The organism is Ferroplasma sp., assembly GCF_031200575.1.
In the GTDB taxonomy this organism is placed as follows: domain Archaea; phylum Thermoplasmatota; class Thermoplasmata; order Thermoplasmatales; family Thermoplasmataceae; genus Ferroplasma.
In genome coordinates, this window is sequence record NZ_CP133597.1 from 1,732,628 (window position 1) to 1,751,527 (window position 18,900).

General features: G+C 39.0%; 18 protein-coding genes and 1 pseudogene. 7 read left to right on the top strand and 12 right to left on the bottom strand.

Features of this window, described 5'->3' with window-relative positions; all coding sequences use genetic code 11:
- Positions 1-36: 36 nt before the first annotated feature.
- The 4 genes from RE471_RS09170 to RE471_RS09185 all read right to left on the bottom strand — a co-directional run bounded on the left by RE471_RS09170 (position 37) and on the right by RE471_RS09185 (position 3,443).
- A complete protein-coding gene (locus RE471_RS09170) occupies positions 37-1,659 on the bottom strand; it encodes an ABC transporter permease subunit (RefSeq protein WP_309214563.1) in 1,623 nt (540 codons plus the stop codon).
- Between the two features lie 9 nt (positions 1,660-1,668).
- Positions 1,669-2,460 (bottom strand): ABC transporter ATP-binding protein, encoded by a 792-nt coding sequence (locus RE471_RS09175; protein WP_309214564.1) that lies wholly within the window; start codon positions 2,458-2,460, stop codon positions 1,669-1,671.
- Between the two features lie 153 nt (positions 2,461-2,613).
- On the bottom strand, positions 2,614-3,111 hold the full coding sequence (locus tag RE471_RS09180; protein WP_309214565.1) for a hypothetical protein: 498 nt from the start codon (positions 3,109-3,111) through the stop codon (positions 2,614-2,616).
- A gap of 47 nt (positions 3,112-3,158) precedes the next feature.
- Positions 3,159-3,443, bottom strand: coding sequence for a ferritin (locus RE471_RS09185; RefSeq protein WP_309214566.1), 285 nt, complete (start codon positions 3,441-3,443; stop codon positions 3,159-3,161).
- A gap of 258 nt (positions 3,444-3,701) precedes the next feature.
- Here RE471_RS09185 and RE471_RS09190 point away from each other — a divergent pair, with 258 nt between their 5' ends.
- Both RE471_RS09190 and RE471_RS09195 read left to right on the top strand, forming a co-directional pair.
- The gene (locus RE471_RS09190; protein WP_309214567.1) at positions 3,702-4,157 is read left to right on the top strand and encodes a PaaI family thioesterase; all 456 of its coding nucleotides are present in this window, start codon (positions 3,702-3,704) and stop codon (positions 4,155-4,157) included.
- 303 nt (positions 4,158-4,460) lie between these two features.
- Positions 4,461-4,835: a DUF2004 domain-containing protein gene (locus RE471_RS09195; RefSeq protein WP_309214568.1), complete on the top strand. Its 375-nt coding sequence runs from the start codon at positions 4,461-4,463 to the stop codon at positions 4,833-4,835.
- Here the strand turns inward: RE471_RS09195 and RE471_RS09200 are convergent.
- From RE471_RS09200 to RE471_RS09210, 3 genes are read right to left on the bottom strand one after another with little or no spacing between them, the layout of a single operon-like run.
- A complete protein-coding gene (locus RE471_RS09200) occupies positions 4,832-6,166 on the bottom strand; it encodes a DUF790 family protein (RefSeq protein ID WP_309214569.1) in 1,335 nt (444 codons plus the stop codon). The genes RE471_RS09195 and RE471_RS09200 overlap by 4 nt on opposite strands.
- Positions 6,108-7,439, bottom strand: coding sequence for a DEAD/DEAH box helicase family protein (locus RE471_RS09205; RefSeq protein ID WP_309214570.1), 1,332 nt, complete (start codon positions 7,437-7,439; stop codon positions 6,108-6,110). The genes RE471_RS09200 and RE471_RS09205 overlap by 59 nt, the downstream gene beginning before the upstream one ends.
- Before the next feature lie 21 nt (positions 7,440-7,460).
- Complete coding sequence (locus RE471_RS09210; RefSeq protein WP_309214571.1) at positions 7,461-7,766, bottom strand: antibiotic biosynthesis monooxygenase; 306 nt, start codon at positions 7,764-7,766, stop codon at positions 7,461-7,463.
- A gap of 117 nt (positions 7,767-7,883) precedes the next feature.
- On the opposite strand from RE471_RS09210, the gene RE471_RS09215 reads away from it, so the two are divergent.
- Complete coding sequence (locus RE471_RS09215; protein WP_309214572.1) at positions 7,884-8,771, top strand: dihydrodipicolinate synthase family protein; 888 nt, start codon at positions 7,884-7,886, stop codon at positions 8,769-8,771.
- Between the two features lie 23 nt (positions 8,772-8,794).
- Here the strand turns inward: RE471_RS09215 and RE471_RS09220 are convergent, their stop codons facing one another.
- The 4 genes from RE471_RS09220 to RE471_RS09235 all read right to left on the bottom strand — a co-directional run bounded on the left by RE471_RS09220 (position 8,795) and on the right by RE471_RS09235 (position 13,870).
- A complete protein-coding gene (locus tag RE471_RS09220; RefSeq protein ID WP_309214574.1) occupies positions 8,795-9,100 on the bottom strand; it encodes an L-rhamnose mutarotase in 306 nt (101 codons plus the stop codon).
- A gap of 118 nt (positions 9,101-9,218) precedes the next feature.
- Complete coding sequence (gene thsB / locus RE471_RS09225; RefSeq protein WP_309214575.1) at positions 9,219-10,838, bottom strand: thermosome subunit beta; 1,620 nt, start codon at positions 10,836-10,838, stop codon at positions 9,219-9,221.
- A gap of 102 nt (positions 10,839-10,940) precedes the next feature.
- A complete protein-coding gene (locus RE471_RS09230) occupies positions 10,941-13,646 on the bottom strand; it encodes a DEAD/DEAH box helicase (protein WP_309214576.1) in 2,706 nt (901 codons plus the stop codon).
- 86 nt (positions 13,647-13,732) lie between these two features.
- A complete protein-coding gene (locus RE471_RS09235) occupies positions 13,733-13,870 on the bottom strand; it encodes a DUF2080 family transposase-associated protein (RefSeq protein WP_309214577.1) in 138 nt (45 codons plus the stop codon).
- A 34-nt stretch (positions 13,871-13,904) separates the two neighbouring features.
- On the opposite strand from RE471_RS09235, the pseudogene RE471_RS09240 reads away from it, so the two are divergent.
- Positions 13,905-14,939 (top strand): annotated as a pseudogene (locus tag RE471_RS09240) (ISNCY family transposase).
- Positions 14,940-15,231: 292 nt separating this feature from the next.
- Here the strand turns inward: RE471_RS09240 and RE471_RS09245 are convergent.
- The gene (locus tag RE471_RS09245; protein WP_309214487.1) at positions 15,232-15,462 is read right to left on the bottom strand and encodes a hypothetical protein; all 231 of its coding nucleotides are present in this window, start codon (positions 15,460-15,462) and stop codon (positions 15,232-15,234) included.
- A 91-nt stretch (positions 15,463-15,553) separates the two neighbouring features.
- Here RE471_RS09245 and RE471_RS09250 point away from each other — a divergent pair, with 91 nt between their 5' ends.
- The 3 genes from RE471_RS09250 to RE471_RS09260 are packed head-to-tail and all read left to right on the top strand — an operon-like array spanning position 15,554 to position 18,895.
- Positions 15,554-17,161 carry a hypothetical protein gene (locus RE471_RS09250; protein WP_309214578.1) on the top strand — a complete coding sequence of 536 codons (1,608 nt, stop codon included), beginning with the start codon at positions 15,554-15,556 and terminating at the stop codon, positions 17,159-17,161.
- A complete protein-coding gene (locus RE471_RS09255; RefSeq protein ID WP_309214579.1) occupies positions 17,158-18,045 on the top strand; it encodes a hypothetical protein in 888 nt (295 codons plus the stop codon). Before RE471_RS09250 ends, RE471_RS09255 begins: the two co-directional genes overlap by 4 nt.
- A gap of 40 nt (positions 18,046-18,085) precedes the next feature.
- Positions 18,086-18,895, top strand: a complete 810-nt coding sequence (locus tag RE471_RS09260; RefSeq protein WP_309214581.1) for a hypothetical protein — start codon at positions 18,086-18,088, stop codon at positions 18,893-18,895.
- The last annotated feature ends 5 nt before the right edge of the window (positions 18,896-18,900 follow it).

The following is an 18,900-nucleotide window of genomic DNA, read 5'->3' on the forward strand; positions in this document are numbered from 1 at the left end:
TGTATATTAAAAAGGCTTGTTTCTTAGTACGAATGCCTATGCAGAATACACGCCTTCCTCTGCCACATATTTCTTCTGTGCCAGATCCATCATCTTTCTTGTAAATAGTACTGAGTATACCGCAACTATTATACCAAATATTAGTGACCCCCATGCTGCAAGGGCTATATCACCGGTGGCCGTTGCCACATCTATGGTTTTCATCAGCCCTGCGTGTACAGTTAACGAATGTGTTCCATATATATCAGGCCAGTATTCACCTATCATAAGTCCTCCCCAGGCACTGTTTATTGTGGATGATATCCCACTTATCAGATAAGGGAATGTTGATGGTATTACAACCTTCCTCATTTTCCTGAAATACCCAAGTTTCAGGTTTCTCGTGATCTCCCAGTATTCCGATGGCATCGCCTTTACCCCCATCCAGAACGAGTAAAAGACGTAATAGAATGTACTTATGAATCCCAGAGACAGTACATAGAGTTCATTGGTAAATACCCCGAAAATTCCGAAGATGAAAGGCTCTGTAAGTATGAACAGAAATGGAAAATATATAGGGGCAGGATATGCACTCAGAGACTGAATAATTGGAATCCAGTACTTTTCCGCCCGCCTGTTCACTGCAAGATAGTATCCCAGGAAAATTGCAATAGCCATGGATATAACAAGTATTGTGGCAACACGCAAATAATCATAGCCTAGTCCGGTAAGAAGTGATGGAGTTTTTCCTATCAACACCCCCCATTCACTCAATTTTACGGATGCAATGAGCGACACTGCACCGTAAATAATTGCAACAAGAATAATTATGCCAATTGCGGCATATACATACCTGTACCGCTTCTGTTTCCTTTCCTTCTTTTCATATGTTTCCTCATGATTGTCACCCTCTCTATATTTATAATACCTTGCAAGCCTTGTAAGTGGGTTTTTTGAAAGAACCGCAAATACCCTTGCAGTTTCCCTTATATTAAGCCTGCCACGCTTCATAACAGGTGCATCTGTATCTAATGTATATCTCCCAACGGCATATTTGCTGAACTCCCTGAGAATAACTATGATTGCAACTATTGCAATGCCCATTATGAGCAGCGCCATTTCTATGTTGAATAACTGGCCATCAGCAACAAATGTATCCAGTACTGACCCTATTCCGAATGTCTGGTATGTGTGGACTCCAACCTCGAAAACCTCGCTTACAGTAATATAGAAAAATCCATCAGAGATACTTGGAAATAGATTTGCAGTAATCCTGGGTACGGAAAACGGGATATAAAGATATCTCAATTTGGAAAATAATCCGAACCGCGAATTTTCAACAACCTCAACCATCTCTCTGGGTACCGTTTTGAATGCCTGGTATTCCCCCATCCATATGTTCCAGACCACTGCTGTAAATACTAAGAAGTCTGCTGCAAGCTCAACCCCAAGCGGACCGCCTATCCTGGTTATGAAAATTACCAGAACGATGGGAAAGAATGTGATAACAGGTACAGATTCAAATATTTCTATAAGAATAATGTAAGTATTCTCAAAGAATTTTGATTTTATTGAGGCATATGCCAGGAACCATCCTGCTATTATGGAGAGTATTATCAGCCCGATTACACGGGCAACCGTAGCCAGTACGGCCAGTGTTATAAGTATTATAGCTGCCATAACAATACCTCATTTCTTCTTCCTCGGAGGGGTCAGATAACTGTAAAGCGCATCAAGATTTGCATTGAAATTATCACTTCTTGGATTCCTCGGCCTTGGCATGGTAACCTCTACCTTGCCCACAACAGTTGCCGGAATATTATTTAGGATATATATCTCATCAGCCAGTTCCAGTACCTCGGTAAGATTGTGTGAAACCATAATAACAGATTTCAACGGTGTTTCCCCGCTAAAAAGAATATTATATATATCCTGCCTGAGCCCCTCTGCAGTGAGTTCATCAAGATGTGCGAATGGTTCATCCATTAAGAAAACGTAGGGATCTGCAGCAAAAGCCCTTGCAATTGCTACCCTCTGCCTCATACCGCCGCTCATTTCCTTTGGGTAAAGGTCCTCAAATCCGTCCAGCCCAACCCTGGAAAGCGCTTCCTTTGCTTTGGATTCCATTTCATCCCTGGACATGTCTTTTGCCTTCATTGAAAGCATTACGTTCTCCTGGGCATCCATCCAGGGAAATGTTACTATGGACTGATGTATAAGTGCAACCTCCGGAGTCGGTTCGTATAAAGTTTTTCCAAGGAGTTTTACCATGCCCCTATCCGGTTTCAGGAATCCTCCAAGTATTCTCAGAAGTGTTGATTTTCCTATTCCTGAAGGCCCAATTATTGCAACAAATTTTCCGGTATCGGCCCTGATATTTATATTCTCAAATACATCGTAGCCGTTGTCATATGAAAAATAAATTCCATCAGCCTCAAGAACGGAATTTGATACATTTTCATTTTTAATTTCTGCCTCCATTATGATTCACCCCATGGTGAAAATACCCCCGATCATAATGGTTATTTTTATTATATGATTTATTGCGTATTCACGAGGTTATCTCCAGGACAGTATTAAAATAATCTATATATAATTATGCCGGAATGCACAATATTGATTTTTTATTATATTTTACTGTTTTTTCTTGAATAAATGCCACCACTTTTTTGTATTATCCATAGGTTTTCTATCACTTTCTGTGCTTTTCTGAACAGGTTCCAGCAGTACATCCTTTCCAACAAAGATAAAGCCTATTGTTATACTGTCAATATTATCATGAACCCATTTATCACTTCTATAATCCCTGAATTTATCATTGGAAACTATCAGGCATTTCTTTTCTCTGGCATAATCCAGTATAAACATATCTGCTCTTATGCCTGATGGTGCAAGAATTATGGATTTATTCTCAATCATCCGGTTGAGTTTTTCCTTCTCATCAATTGTATAACGTATATTTGCATCACATATGGTAATTATTTCGGATGCTTTATATTCTTTAAGTTTATTTATTACTGACAGGAGGTTTTCCAGTACGGCCCTTTTCTTCCCTGATTTACTCATACCGTACATTGCAACATTGCTTCCATCTACAATAACGATTGATCCAGAAATTTTGTTTTGATACATAACCAGACTTCAATGCAAATAAAAAATAAATAGATTCCCTAAAATATTTAATCTCCTAATTCCTTTAATTCCTTTTTGGAGAACAGTATTTCTTTTAATTCCCTGTCTAGCTCCTGGTCATTCCTTCTCAGGTACTCAAGCAAGAGGGAGAAATGCTCCTTCTCATCATCCCTGTTATGTTTTATTACATCCTTCAATACAGGGTCCTTTGTTGCATCTAATCTCTCATCATAGAACATTATTGCCTGCATTTCCTCTATTAAGGACTGCCTGGCCCTTGACATATCCTTTGTTTTCTCATCTAAGCTGTTTTCTGTTTCATACATTGGCATATAAATTGAAATACGAATTTATTTATAAATATTATTATAGTACAAATACTGCAGAAATTGTATCCACGATAGCCAAACAGAAACAAGTGTTGACTCATGAAATCAATATTTCTCTAATTTTGACTGGACTAATTTAACTCGGGCTAATATAGCCTGTTTAAAATTGGTGTATGATTAACTATTCCATGGGCATCATAGATACGGGACTTTAAATGGATACCTACCTTATATTTATTAACACAAAATAGATACAGGCACATGGCAACCCGAATTGAACAAATTATGGGCCTTTCAAAGGATCTTGACAAACTTAACAGGGCATTTGAAGAAAATGAAAACTTATTTAGTTATATGGGATTAAAAATTACCAGAATAGAAAGGGGGTTTTGCCAGATGGAATTGCCTTATAGCGAGAAACTCACCCGGGCCGGTAAGGTTCTGCATGGAGGGATGATAATGAGTGCTATTGATTATGCAGGAGGTATCACCGCCATGACGGTTAATGATGGCATTGATCAGGTCACACAGGAAGTTAAGATCAATTTCCTTGCACCAATGGCGAATGGCCCCTTCAGGGTAGAGGGAAAAACTGTCAAGGCAGGTAGAACTGCAGTTATAATTGAGATAAAATTTTATGATGCTGATGGGAAACTTGGAGTTATGGCACTGGGTACATGGTATATAATAAGGGACAGGGTGATCAAAAAATCATAAATTATTTGAGTTTGCGTGTAATGAAATGCTTGCCTGAGAATACAAATAATACCGGATGTGCTATCTTAACAAGTTTGAAATTAATTATGGCGGACTGAGATTTTACTGGATTAATAACATAGGGTTGGCAGTGCAGGGATGGAGTGTTTAATTCAAGATTTTGCTTTCAGAAACAGGATTACTGGATAATAAAATCGATAGTCTGCCCTTAAAATCAGAATGACATATCTCCGCTACCATATATAATGGAGAGAAAATTATATTTTTACATAAATTAATTATACTAGCATCCCATATTTATACATGAATGGCGTGGAAATAGCATTTCAGCTTAATAATGATAAGGAGGAAAATGTTGTTCTTGCACTCGCAAACTTAACTGGAAATTATTTCAGACAGGAGGAGAATATGGATATTACCTGGAGGATTTTTCATGTAACGCTTGATAAAGAAAAGTATTACAGGGTGCTATACCGGGGAGAAAAACTGAGTGATTTTCATCCAGAAAATAAAAAGAGGGTTAAAAAGAAATTCGATGAACTGGGGAAAACAGATTATGAAACACTTATGGCAAAATATGAATCAGATTCCCGGAATGACAATTTCCAGAAAGTCGGAATAAAAGAACTCACTGAGGAATACGATCTCTGGCAGGACAAACTGTGGAATTATATTTAATCTTTCTTTACTACCACAATATCAAGACCATGCCATTTTAATTTATATCCCATGGCGGGAAGCACTCTTTCCGGTACCAGGCCCTGGCTTTCAATGTATGCAAACATCTTATCTGTATCTGGATATAGTTTTTCCAGCTCTTTCTTGATTGAACCTATGGAGCTATCATCAAGCTCTGAATTCAGCTGTTTTTTGCCGGAATATTTTTCCTCCAGTATGGACTTCAGGGACTGGAAATTTATATCACCGTAAAATATAATTCCCTGTTTAATATTTTTATCTTTCTGGTCAAGGACGTATATATTCTCCCAGTCTACCTTCCCATTCAATTTTCTTTTTATCTCCTCATCTCTTTTTGAGAGGTATTTCGATGTAATGTTTATATAAATATCCCTGCCAGATACTCTAATAATATAATCCGGGAAATAAACGTTGCCATCAACTATAAGCGGGTCTGCCCTGCGCACAAAATCGTACGCAATTTCCTCTTTCTGAAGCTTTTGTGGCAGGTAATATGATACTGCATCACTTAAATTCAGTTTATATACCTTTACTGTTTTCTCAAATTTGTCCTTTACCTTTATATCACCCTCGATGCTCCATTTCTCCAGCCTGCTTATTCTGTACATGAGCTGTGCAAAACGGCTTGCATAACGATCTGGATTTTCGAAGATGCTCAGTGGGCCGGTAACAGTTACGGACTGAAGTTCCATTCCAGAAATATTCGTATTATATAAGAGGCCGAGGCGTTTTATTGATGTGATAAGATAACTCCAGTTAGAGGCTGAGGTAATGTTAAGGGAGCTGCATTTTCCCATTATTGTTTCCAGCTGTTCCATGTTATATTTTCTGGATATTTCCATGGGATCGCCATCGTAAACTCTTGTAAGCACCATCTCACTTTCCTTGTCAGCGTATAGGCCATTTATAATGCCATCATAATCAAGCCCATATTTTTCCTCAACAGGAACCAGAATTAATTGCTTTTCCCCGGCAGATACTGGCGGTATTCTGGCAGCCCTGAACACATCCTCACGGAGGGCCATTGAATCCACATTAACTGGAGGTTCAAAAACAGAGTTACGGAAGAAAAGAAGGGAAAGAGCCCTAACTGTCTTTGTGCTGGATGAATTAACCTCCAGATCTTTGAGATCCTTTACAATTGTTTCTCTCTTGTTCCCTTTATTCCTAATAAATACAGACCTGACTTTTTCAAGGTAATCACTGTTCTCGTCCGAGAGAAAAACTGGAAATATAAGCCCATTTTTCGTTTTACGTGCTATCATTAAGTCCGACGGGAACACCTTTTCTCCTCCTCCTTGAAGTTCCATACTCTGCCGTACCAGCTGAAACCAGTTCGTAAAGATAGCTGGACTTTCCCTCTGATGGCCTTAGAATTCTCCCCAGCCTCTGCCTGAACTGCCTTGTGCTGCCAGAACCACTCATTATTATGGCAATAGATGCGTCAGGTACATCAACTCCCTCATCAAGTATTCGGGATGTGGCAAGCACGGTGATCTCCCCAGTTTTGAACATGTCCAGATATTTTTTCCTCTCCTTTCCAGGCGTCATGTATGTAAGTGCCGGGACAAGGAATTCCTTTGAAATCAGATATGCTGTGGACGTATCCTCAGAGAATATTATTATTTTTTCCCCAGGATGTTTGCTCAGAAGGTACCTTAAATAATCTACCTTTTTTTCAGCATTGAACGCTATTTCACGGGCTTTTCTCCATGCCATCAATGCTTCCTTTCCCTCGGGATTCCATGATGACATTATTAAATTTTCAAAGTTCATGTTCCCATTCAATTTTATATTCCTCTTTCTTAAATATGAAAGGAATATTTCATGGTTCTTTTCGTATTCTATCTCATCCTCCTCGCTGAGGTCTATTGGTATTCTTACTATTTTATAATTCGATATAAAATCATTCAATTCCTCATAGCCCAACTCAAAAACCTTGCCACCCATATATTTTTCAAGCACCTCATGGAGTTTATCGTCCCTTTCATATGTGGCAGTAAGGCCAAGCCTGTAGGGTGATGCATAGAATTTGGCTATCTGCAAATAACTTTCAGATGCCATATGGTGCACCTCATCTGCAATAATTAATTTGAAGCGGTTGCCCAGGCTCTCTGCCATTAGATAGGCTGAGTCGTATGTAGAGACAGAGATGTCCTTTATATCTCTCTCGCCACCCCCTATCTGACCAACATCTACCTTCAATAAATCCTTAAGTTTCTCCCTCCACTGTATGATAAGCTCTATTGTTGGTGCAAGTATTATTGTGGGGACCTTAAGCATCGTTATTGCATATATCCCAAGTATGGTTTTACCTGCAGCAGTGGGCAAAACAACGGTGCCTGAATAATTATTCCTTGCCCACATCTCCAGTGACTTTTTCTGGTATGGCCTGAGGTTTATGCTGGAATCTATTTCAAGTTTTTTATCCTGAAAAACCTTATCTATAATTCCTGGTTTTTTAATAATTTCTGAGTACATGTAAGCCGGAGCCCGGTATTTTTTAATCCTATCATCATATGAAAATATGCCGGCATAATTTTCATCTGATATTATGCTTCCGGCTTTATATGATATTTCCATGGATTGTATATATGAAATGATTTAATAAGTTTGCCCATTGCTTTCTCCGAAGACTTTGTTTCTCGGTGTTCCCTCAAGTATCGTATTCCCATAATCCGTGGTTTCCTTGAATTCTCTCATTTCTATAAAGTTTTTGAATGCTGTCCTATCCTTCCATTCTGTGTAAATCATATATTCCCTTGGACAGTCCACTTCCTGATAGAGCTTCCCGTCGATAAATCCGGTTTCTGGTTTGCTTTTCAATAGCTGTAGCACACTGTTGAATGTTTTCACAAAATCCTCGTTATGGCCTTCCTTAACCTTGTAGTACAAACCTACATGTATCATATTTTAATATTGTAGCTATTCTAATAAATTTTTGCCATAAATTTAGAGATATCCCCAAAAGCCACAATAATCTGGAACCAGCAGTTAAATATTTAAATTTCGAATTTATTGATATGCATGAATCATGGAACTGGGTTCAAGATTAACTCCGCGATTCCCACAGTTTTTAATATAAATCAGGAAATAAACTGGGACGAGACTTCAGGAATAGTTGAATTTTTAAATAGAATTAATGTAAAAAACATTTCAATACTTCTATTTGGAGGTGAGCATTACAGGCTTTCACTGGAAGAGAAGAAGAATCAGATTGAATTAATTACAGGGATTGCAGGCAGCAGGCAGAAGGTTTTTGTTGGTCTGAACGATGTTTCTTTCAATTCTACTATGATACTGGAAAAAGAGGCTGATAAGTACGGTGCAGTGGCGGGGATAATTTCTATACCTCCATATATGCCATTTTACGGAGTGAGGAAAAATACTGTAAAGCGCTTTCTATCCATGGTTTTAAAAAGTTCTGGGATACCACTGATATTACAGGATACTGGAGTACCTGAGAGTATTTTGCCTGAACCCGGATTCTGGAGAAAATATATAAATAATGGGAAACTGGCAGGGTTTAAAATAGAGGGCATGGGCTCCATGAGAAAAATAAAAACCCTGCATGCCATGTACATGGATACTGAGATTTACGGCGGGTATCTCGGAATTAATATGGAAAAGGAAATAAAATCCGGGTCAGCCGGTAGCATAATCGGCTCATCGATGCCTGATAAAATCAGGGAAACTATTCTAAATAACGCATCATCAACTATAAAAGAGGATGTGCTCAAGATGCTCAGATTCGAGGTTAATCATCTGTATTCTTTTACGTCTATAGAAAAATACATACTCATGAAGAGAGGAATAATTTCAGGATATACATGTAGATGTCCATGCCCTCCATTTAGCCATGCAGTTCTGGGGAGGAGTGATACATTTTACAATAAAATATTTGGAGATTTGTGAAAGATTTTAATGAATTCGCTGGCTTAATCTAGATGGAAAACCTCCGTGACTGTATCCCGGGTACGGCTTTCTGGTGCAGTTATTATCACATCACTCATAAAATCCTGCCATTTCCGGTTTATTTCACTGCAGTTTATAATGTCAAGCGTCCTGCTTAAATCCTCACACTCCCAGTAGCCAAAAATATCGGCACCATCCATGAATATGGAGTAATTCCTGACGCCGGCTTCTTTCAGTAATTTTAATAATTCTGGCCACACATTGTTATGCCTTTTTATATATTCATCCTTCATTTCGTCCCTTATAATAAGATGGAAACTATATCTCATAAAATATTATTGCCATGAAATATAAATATCCATATGATGAGTTCAAAAGAATGACTTAAAATTAAATATTATGTAAATTAAAATTTGGATAAATTTGATTTAAGGATAAAAACTATCCTTAATAATCTCCACCCTGTGGCATTCCGCCAGGTGAGCCGCCCTTGGATGACTTTGTTGCTATGACGTCGTCTATCCTCAGTATCATTACTGCTGCCTCAGTGGCGGCCTCAACTGCCTGCTTGCCAACCCTTATAGGCTCTATGACACCGGTTTTCTCCATGTCTTCCACATTTCCTGAAAAGACGTTTATACCGTATGTTTTCTTTCCATTGGCATGCTCACTCCTTATTCTTATAAGGACGTCTATGGGGTCAAGGCCTGCATTCTCTGAAAGGGCCCTGGGAATTTCTTCCATGGCATCTGCAAACTTTTCAATGGCAAGCTGCTGCCTTCCACCTACCTTGGATGCGTAGTTTCTCAGGTTGAATGCAATTTCCTCTGCAGCTGATCCGCCGCCTGTTACATAGGCACCATCCTCTACTGCAGCTGCAACTACGTGAAGGGAGTCTGTTAATGATCTTTCTATTTCATCTGCAACGTGGTCTGTTCCTGCCCTTATTAACAGGCTGATAGCCTTCGGATTCTTGCTGCCTGTGATGAAAGTCATATAGTCGTCACTAACCTTTCTTTCCTCTACTGTTGCTGCTATTCCAAGGTCTGATGCAGTAATTTCCTCCAGTGAAGATACTATGGCTGCTCCTGTAGCCTTTGCAAGCTTGTCAACATCGCTTTTCTTGACCCTCCTTACTGCGTACATTCCGGCCTTTGCAAGGTAGTGCTGGGCCATATCGTCTATACCCTTCTGGGTTATAACAACGTTTGCCCCTGTTGCCTTTATTTTATCAACCATTTCCCTGAGGACATCTTCTTCCTGTCCAAGGAATTTCTGTATCATTGAAGGATCGCTGATCTGAAGGTTGGTATCAAATTCTGGTTTCTTTATTTCCAGTGCCACATCCAGCAATGCTATCTTTGCATTTTTTACAACCTTTGGCATGTTGGGGTGTACCTTTTCCTTGTCCAGTATAATACCATCAATTAACTCGGTCTGGTCAATTTCTCCACTGTTCTTCTTGATTATCTGAAGATTGTCGAAATCAACAAGGTATTTTCCATCCCTTTCCTCTGCAATGTTCTTTATGGCATTGTATGAGATTTCTCCAAGCAGGTCTTTTTCAACGGATGCACTCTTGCTGTTAAGCGAGGTTTTTGCCATTTTAATTAGTACTTCCTTATCCTTCAAGGACACTGGCTTTGATATTTCGTCAAGAACCCTGCTTGCCTGCACGGCAGCAGTTTTGTATCCCTCTGTTATTACTGTGGGATGCACATTCTGTTTTACAAGAGCCTGTGCCTGATCCAGCAGAGCCCCTGCTATTACCACTGCCGTTGTGGTTCCATCGCCGACATAGCTGTCCTGCGTCTTTGAAACCTCAACCATCATTTTTGCAGCAGGATGCTCAACATCCATTTCCTTTAGTATTGTGACCCCGTCATTTGTTATAACTATATCTCCAAGGGAGTCAACAAGCATCTTGTCCATTCCCCTAGGTCCAAGTGTGGATCTAATAGATGTTGCTATTGCCTTTGCAGCATCTATATTCTCGAACATTGCGTCCTTTCCGCTCTCTCTTTTTGTTCCTTCTTTCAGGATAAATATGGGTTGACCACCAATCATGATTATCAAGTAAGTAAAAATAAACTTCTATATATAGTTTACTATATTAACTCTAATTATATTATACAGTATAAATAAATATAGATTTATATATAAAAATAACTACCAGTACTGCCTGTTTTTTGCGAAATCGGTTTCAGCATTCAGAAGCCTCTTTATCAGGTCTTCCTCATGCAGATATGATACCTCAAGTATCCGGGATGCAACTTCTGGCCCCACCCCTCTGGCGGCCATTACCATTATTGCCGTTATGCCATGCTCCCTGACAAGATGCGCATTTTTGACAAGCCTGCGCCTGGTTTTTTCGTCTATTTTTTTAGATATTGATTCCTCATCAAATTTGGATACCGATGCCACAAGCCTCGAATGGCATATCGGGCACTGTATATCTGTTATGTCCTTTATTTTTCTGGTTCTCTTATTTCCACATGATGTGCAGTAAAGGATAACCTCCTCATTCATCAATCTCTTTTTGATTGAGTCAAGTATGGTCTTTGTTGGTTTCAGTGGCATGACCCTTTCGGAGTAATGTGAAAGGAATATATTAGAGGACTCTGATATTTTATTCTTTAGTGTAAAATTTGATTCCCCTAGACTTTCCAGATACTTTCTCAGTACTTCTATATCCATATAATCGAATATTAATTTCCTGATTGAATCCTCATATACAACTGTGTTATAATAAGAATCCACTATCTTCTCGAACCGTATCCGTGTTATGTCTGCCTCATTTGTAATAATCCCAAATTTCCTTGCCTCATAGAGAAATACATTGTTGAAAAACCGCGACCTTCTGGCAGATGATTTTACATAGCCATCCAGATTATTTCTGTCAATATTCATAATAAGGTTTTTTATGTCCTCTGCTGAAATGTTTCTGGAGACCCGCATATAAATATGATATGGAGAATAATCCATTTCCACACTTTCCCCCGTTATGGATGTGAGAAGCCCGGAGAGAATCTGGGCAAGTGTAAAGTTGCCCAGGCTGCCCAGGAGAACCTGTATGACTATTTCAGAATTATGTGCTTCAATTATAATTCTATTCAGTGTGGCCATGTCATTTTTATACCATTCAGCAAGTGCAGCCCTGCCGTTTTCATTTAGAAAATCAGGGATTATTTTTTTCTCACGATCTGAGGATACGCGGGATGCCGCTTCATAAAGCACCGGAATCTCCTCACCGGTCCAGTGTGGGGCTATGGCAGCCGTTGCAAATGGCTCAACGTATATTTTGTCATCATCTATCCGGATTGTCCTCCATGTATTCCCCTTCATAACAAAATAGGAACCGGGGGAAACCTCATTTATTACATATTTTTCATCCAGTGTTCCTATGAACTGTTTATTTATTACATCAATCACCCGGTAGTTTTTCTCTCCAGCTATCATTGATATATTCTCTATGAAGTACTTCAGAACAGGATACCTCCTTATGGCAAAATTTCCATCTATGATTATTTTGCGGGTTTTTGACAGTAATTCCAGAACAGAATAGTAATCCTCAAATGTTAAATCCCTGAAAGGATAGGCCCCGGTAATAACCTTATAAAAGTAATTATAATCCATTTTCCTTGAAAAATTTAGCTCAAGCATGACCTGATTGGCAACAGTGGATAGAGAATTTTTCCTGATCATGACATTTTCCAGCTCTCCAGATTTTATATTCCCTACTATTGCCTTTGCCTCCTCCAGTTCTATGACATCGTTGCAGATTACTATGCCACATGAAATCTTCTCCAGTGAATGCCCGGCCCTGCCTATGCGCTGAATCATCTTGTTAATCTGCCTGGGAGAGTTAAACTGAACAACCATATCGGCTGATCCCACATCTATGCCCAGTTCCAGAGATGATGTGCATATGAGAGCCTTTACACGGTTTTCCTTGAAATCTGATTCAGCAGTTTCCCTTGTTTCCTTAGACAGTGACCCGTGATGCACCTCTATATCAGGATTTTTCAGCCACAGCTTCATCCTGAATGATATGTCCTCGGCAACGTATCTTCTGTTTACAAAAACTATTGTTCCGGTATTTTCCTCCACTATGGAGTGGATTTTCTCTATTGATCCTGCGTACTGTGGATCGCATGCCATAATTTCGGCTGTTTCCTCATCACTCGTTTCCGGCATTATCACCTGTATATCCATTTTCTTGTCTATAATGGGCTTCAGTATTTTGCATTCCTTTGATGGTGAAATAAAAAGTGCCAGTTCATTTTCATTTCTTGCCGTAGCAGAGAGGCCAATAACCTGGAAATTCCCTGCAAGCACCTTTAAGCGCTCCATGGCTATGGCAAACTGGGATCCACGCTCGTTCTGCGCCATTTCATGAACCTCATCAACTATTACATACCTTATATTCTTTATATGCTCCCTGAGCCGTTTGCCCATCATGAGGAGCTGGAGAGATTCAGGCGTTGTAATAAGTATCTGCGCCGGGTTTTTTGATATTTCATTCTTCTGTGCCTGTGTTATGTCGCTGTGCCTCACCTGTACACGCATGCCAAGTGTATTGCAGTAATCAAAAAGCCTGGATAGCATATCCCTGTTAAGTGCCCTGAGTGGCGTTATGTAAAGAAGTGCTATGGATTGGGGTTTATCAATATATATTCTGTTTAAAACAGGGAGAACAGCAGCTTCGGTTTTGCCAGAACCGGTAGGGGATATCAAAAGCACATTTTCTCCAGAGAGTATTTCAGGTATTGCGAGCTTCTGTGCCTCTGTTGGAACCAGTATTCCGTTTCTGGCCACACTATCTTTAAGTGCGGGGTCAAGCATATCGAAAACATTTTCTCCCTGTGCTGACATTGTTCTATTCCAATAACAGGATATTATTTAAAATATTTCAGTTATGAAAGTGTGGGACACTATTCCTCGTCCTTTGTTATTACTAATTAAACCTTCCTGCCAAGGAACTCCTTGGGGCAGTCAAGCTTTGCCCCTGACCCGAACTTTGTAACCTTTCTTTTTATGACACCATAGAATCCCTTTACTGTGAACTCTGTTGTCTCCTCAATCTTTACATTGTTCATAGTAATGTATATATACATTGTATATAACTATCTAATGGGAAATGTTACCGGTGATGAGATACATTATAAGCTGGAGGAAATAAAAAAATATTATTGGGAAGCAGTATGCCCTGGAACATCCGGGAAAGGAAAGGGACTGGAAAAACTATGAGAGGAGATTCTAAGATAGGATAAAGGCGGCAATGAGGGGGCTTGAGCCACTGGTCAATAAGACAGTATCAGCAATGCATACAGCACAATGCCATACACACTCACTATCACTGGAACAGAGGATAAAAGTATTATTGATCAGGCAGCTTGCTGGCAAATCCAGCAGGATGTTTACAAATATGCTTGCAATATTCTCCATGGTCTCCGGAATATATGTATAATACAAGACCATTGAGAGGCTATATTCTGATGATGGGGTAATTCTTGCAATGCATAATCTCAATGTGCTGATATTAGGGGAAAAGGATATTAATAATTCAAATGCAACAGGTGATGGCCGGGCTATGGCCTTACTGTAAAAATGAACTACGAATCATATTCACAGAAGCTGAAAGATATGGCAAAGGAGAGTCCTGAAAACAGGAAGGAGAATGGCAAAACCAAGAATGCAAGGGATCATAAGAATAGACTCTTTGCATATTCATTCAATATAATGGATCTTGAAACCAGAATGTATATAGCCATTGGAACGCCCATGAAATCTGGAAGGCAGGCATATGACAGGACCATAATGATGCTTGGAGCCACCCATATTGAAATGGAATCAATCAGGCTGGACAGGTACTATCCATTCCCATCATACATGGATAGTTTAGGCAGTACAAAGGTTTACATCATTCCAGAGAAGAATTCAACACTTAATGGTTCGAAGAAATGGAAGAATACAATGAGGGAGTTTGTTGAGAATACCATTCCATACCTGGAAGAGTACCACCAGAGAAGCAATTCAGAATCAGGATTTGCAGCTGATAAGAAGATGCTTGGATGGAATGTGGCAGAGAAAAGGAATGACAGAATATACAGTGCATTATTCTGCACAGGCACATGGCATAATGTGCTCAATATGGGCAGGTTATAGAATAATAGTGCCCCAGACTAGCTGTTAAAGAAATACATAAATATAGAGGTTGATTGAGGATAATGGTAAAGGGTCATTTGAATTTACAGTGAAAGTATTACACTATCTGTATAAATAGCAGGAATGGAAATATCAGTACAGTTTAGTCTGATGCATTTTCAATTTAACCCTGCAGGTACTAAATAAATATCCAAATTTTTCATCCTCTATTACACTTTCATGTGGGTTAATGGATAAATATGCAAATTACCGCATCTGAAATATATGCTCGTCTTCAAAAGCCCCACTGCTCCTAAATCCATAGACCATCTTCTCTATGAGTGATTTGAGTTGATCCCTCCGCACCTGCATTTGTGATTTTGTGTACGAAATAGTTCTTTATCCTTTCCATCTCATCCTCTGTGGGAAACCATGCCTCGGGCGTCCTTGCCTCCTTGAGGTGCAGTGGTGAAACATCCAGGTTCCTGTACCTTATCCACACCCTCAAGTCCTTGAATTCATGGTTGAGTGCACCTGCATGCAAAATTTAAGCTGCCATTTATTAACATTATCATAGATAAAATACAATACATAGAAATATTTAAATATTAATTATTATTATAATTATTATTATTATGCATAATAGATTTAAAATCTTTATATCCATGGTGGTGGTTGCAATGTTTTTGGGAACGGGGCTTGCATCAGGCAGGGGAACGGCAGACAGAACCAGCAGCAATGCAGCCGGGGAACTGTCCCCTGCATTTGGTGAGGTTGTAAATACATGGTCACTGTCAGGGAGAACATGTGCACCATCATCTGCAAGCTCAGAGAGCACTGTTGCACTGAAAATAGATGTAACATCATTTTCTGAATCATCAGGCGCCGGGCCAACAGTAATGTATTTCGTTGTCAATGGGAAAAGGATACATTCAACAGATGTTGACGGGACAGGCGTATATACATATAACTGGTCACCTGGATATGCAAACACAACAGTAAACTTCCATGCTGAGTACCTTTCCGGATCAGAATTTATGGAAAAACCATCTATGCACTATGCTGAAAGAAGGCCCATGGTATTCTTCAGGAATTCATACTCCACATTAGGGAATTCAGACATATACATAACATGGCTGCAGGACTGCCACAGGTATATGGGATATGATGGAAATAAAGTGATATACCTGTCCAATGCATGCCAGCCCACAGAAAATATATACGGAAACATAAGCCTCCCAGGTGCCGAATCCTCCGGCACACTTTCAGGCGGCATATGCAAAAATATCATTATCGGCAACGAATCATATACAGAATTTGAAGGTGGAGACAAGCTTATCATTGAGGTAAAGGTAGGTGAAACCGGTGCAGGGAAGATAATGTGCTCTTTCAATGCAAAGAGCGGTGAAAGTGAATCCTCATACCCTGATAAAATGACATTCTCCATAGAGATGTCCGGCAATGGCCCTGAGGTGGATATGCTAGGGCACAGTGGAAATGAATATGGCATGAACATAACATCCAGCGGTAGGGCAGTTACAGAGGAGAATGATGAGGTGTCACTGATGCTGGATGGCATTTCCCTTGTTCCCGGGGCCGGATATGTGATCACAGGCGGTGAAGCATCAATGACAGCATACAACCTTATACACTGCCTGACCTCAAAGGATGTATCATGCAGCAACAATGAGGCAGGGGCTACATTCAACATAACAGGGGGCAACTATTCCACGCCACAGGGATCATCATATGTCCGTACCGGGCAGAATGTATACTCAGCTGGCACCTGTGCATATATATGCATTCCCAATTCAGACCTTTCTGTAAACAGGACACTTACACTAAAATACCAGAATTACTATGTGCAGGGCAGCATACTGCTAGGGCAGAAGGCAGGATCAGAGGCAACAGAGACAATTAATGCAGTAACAGCGTCTGCAATATACGGATGTGTAAATGAAACAGGTTATACAGGGCCGGATCAGAACATAAATAATCAATCCCTATATATACAGAATGTGAACAATGGAGATGTGTATAATGTAGCTATACATCACGGAAGGTACCTATTCTTTGCACAGCCCAATACTGAGTATAAGTTCTATTCACATATTAATGGAAGTTTTAAGTCTATAAGATTCACAAACCATAATACATCTTATTCAGACGATGCTAAGGAAGTTCAAACACCTAATGCCGGCAACAGTATAAATGTTAATTTCGATGCAAGTGATTTCACATGAATCTAAAATCCCATTACAAGATGATAATTGCGATTATAATTGTTGTAATATTAGTATCATCCCTAAGCATATACTTCTATCCCCATAATGATACAGAGTACTACAACAATGGAAAAAGTGTTGATGTAAGATACTTCAGCGGGGAGGAGTACAGATACCATATAAATAATAGATACTATGTATCATCACATTCAATAAATAAAAATAAAGTATCATACTTAAATTCAACAATGATAAATTTATTCTATATCGATCTATCTTATGGCAACTATGAATGCCTTCTATTCAACATGGATATACATATCAGCGGATTAAACAGCAAATATATCTATGTCACTGCAGATGGGAGCAACAATTCACAGTATTTAAAGATATGTGAGAATATACATACCTACAATGCAACATGCTATGGCCCATCTGATTATGGTAAGAGCATAATGAAAATACCCACAAACCAGAGCTTGAATAATCTTGGTTTTCAGGTAACAGGAATAAATACTGATGCGCTAAATGGGAAATATAATTTCACTGTCAAGGTATCTGCAGGTAAATTGTATAATGTATTCTATATTGATACAGTGAGGGAGAGTGCTGTATACGGTTTTGTAAATGAAACCGGTACAACAGGTGCTGATCAAGGATTGAATAGTGAATTCTTTGCATACGATCTGAACAGTTCAATGCTCTATAATATCAATATAACAAATGGCTATTATTATTTATTTACAGTTCCTGGAAATAAATATGAATTCTATTCTTATTATAATAATACAATGAATAGAATATTCATAAACAATTCAACAGAGCATAATATCTACACCATGAATGCACCCGAGGGTTCTATGTTTACAAATGTGTATCTTAATACCCTGCTGGGTAAATAAATATTAAGGCATTAATATGAACCTAAAATCCCATTACAAGATGATAATTGCGATTATAATTGTGGTAATACTAGTATCATCCCTAACTATATACTTCTATCCCCATAATGATACAGAGTATTATAATAATGGAAGAAGCATTACATTAAGGTACTTCAATAACGACAACACATGGCTCATACCCAATCATTACCATGTATCATCATACTATAACAGTGATGGCAGATATGTTTACCTTAATACAAGTGTTGAACCTTTAGCTTATAATATTTCAGCAGAGGACTTCTCATGTGCATGCATGCCTGTAAACATGACCGGCAGTACAGTAAATGCAAAATATGTATATGTTACTGTTACAGGAAGCGATACCTGTGTTATCTACGGTGGTCACTACAATGGCACAGTAAGGAAGAAATATACTGTAAACCAGAATACTGCCAGGCTTAACTACAGCAGCAACATGTGCTTTATTGTAAAGGTTATAGGGATTTATAGTTATCTGAATGACAATTATTACAATTATACTGTCAAGGTATCTGCCGGTAAACTGTATGATATATACTATATTGACGCCCAGGAGGAGAGTGCTGTATACGGCCATGTTGATTATACAGGCACTGGAAACATAGACAGGGCAAATGGCGAGTTTATTATGGAAAACGAAAACAATTCACATATGAATATAGTAGATGTACATAGTGGATCCTATTATTATTTTGTCCATCCTGATACAGGATACAGAATATACTCAATAAAAAATAGTACATTGAAACAAATAGGGACAATTGGAAATAAAACAATATCCAGTGGAGGCAGTAAATGTTATGTAATATACAGTGATGACTTATGAATCTA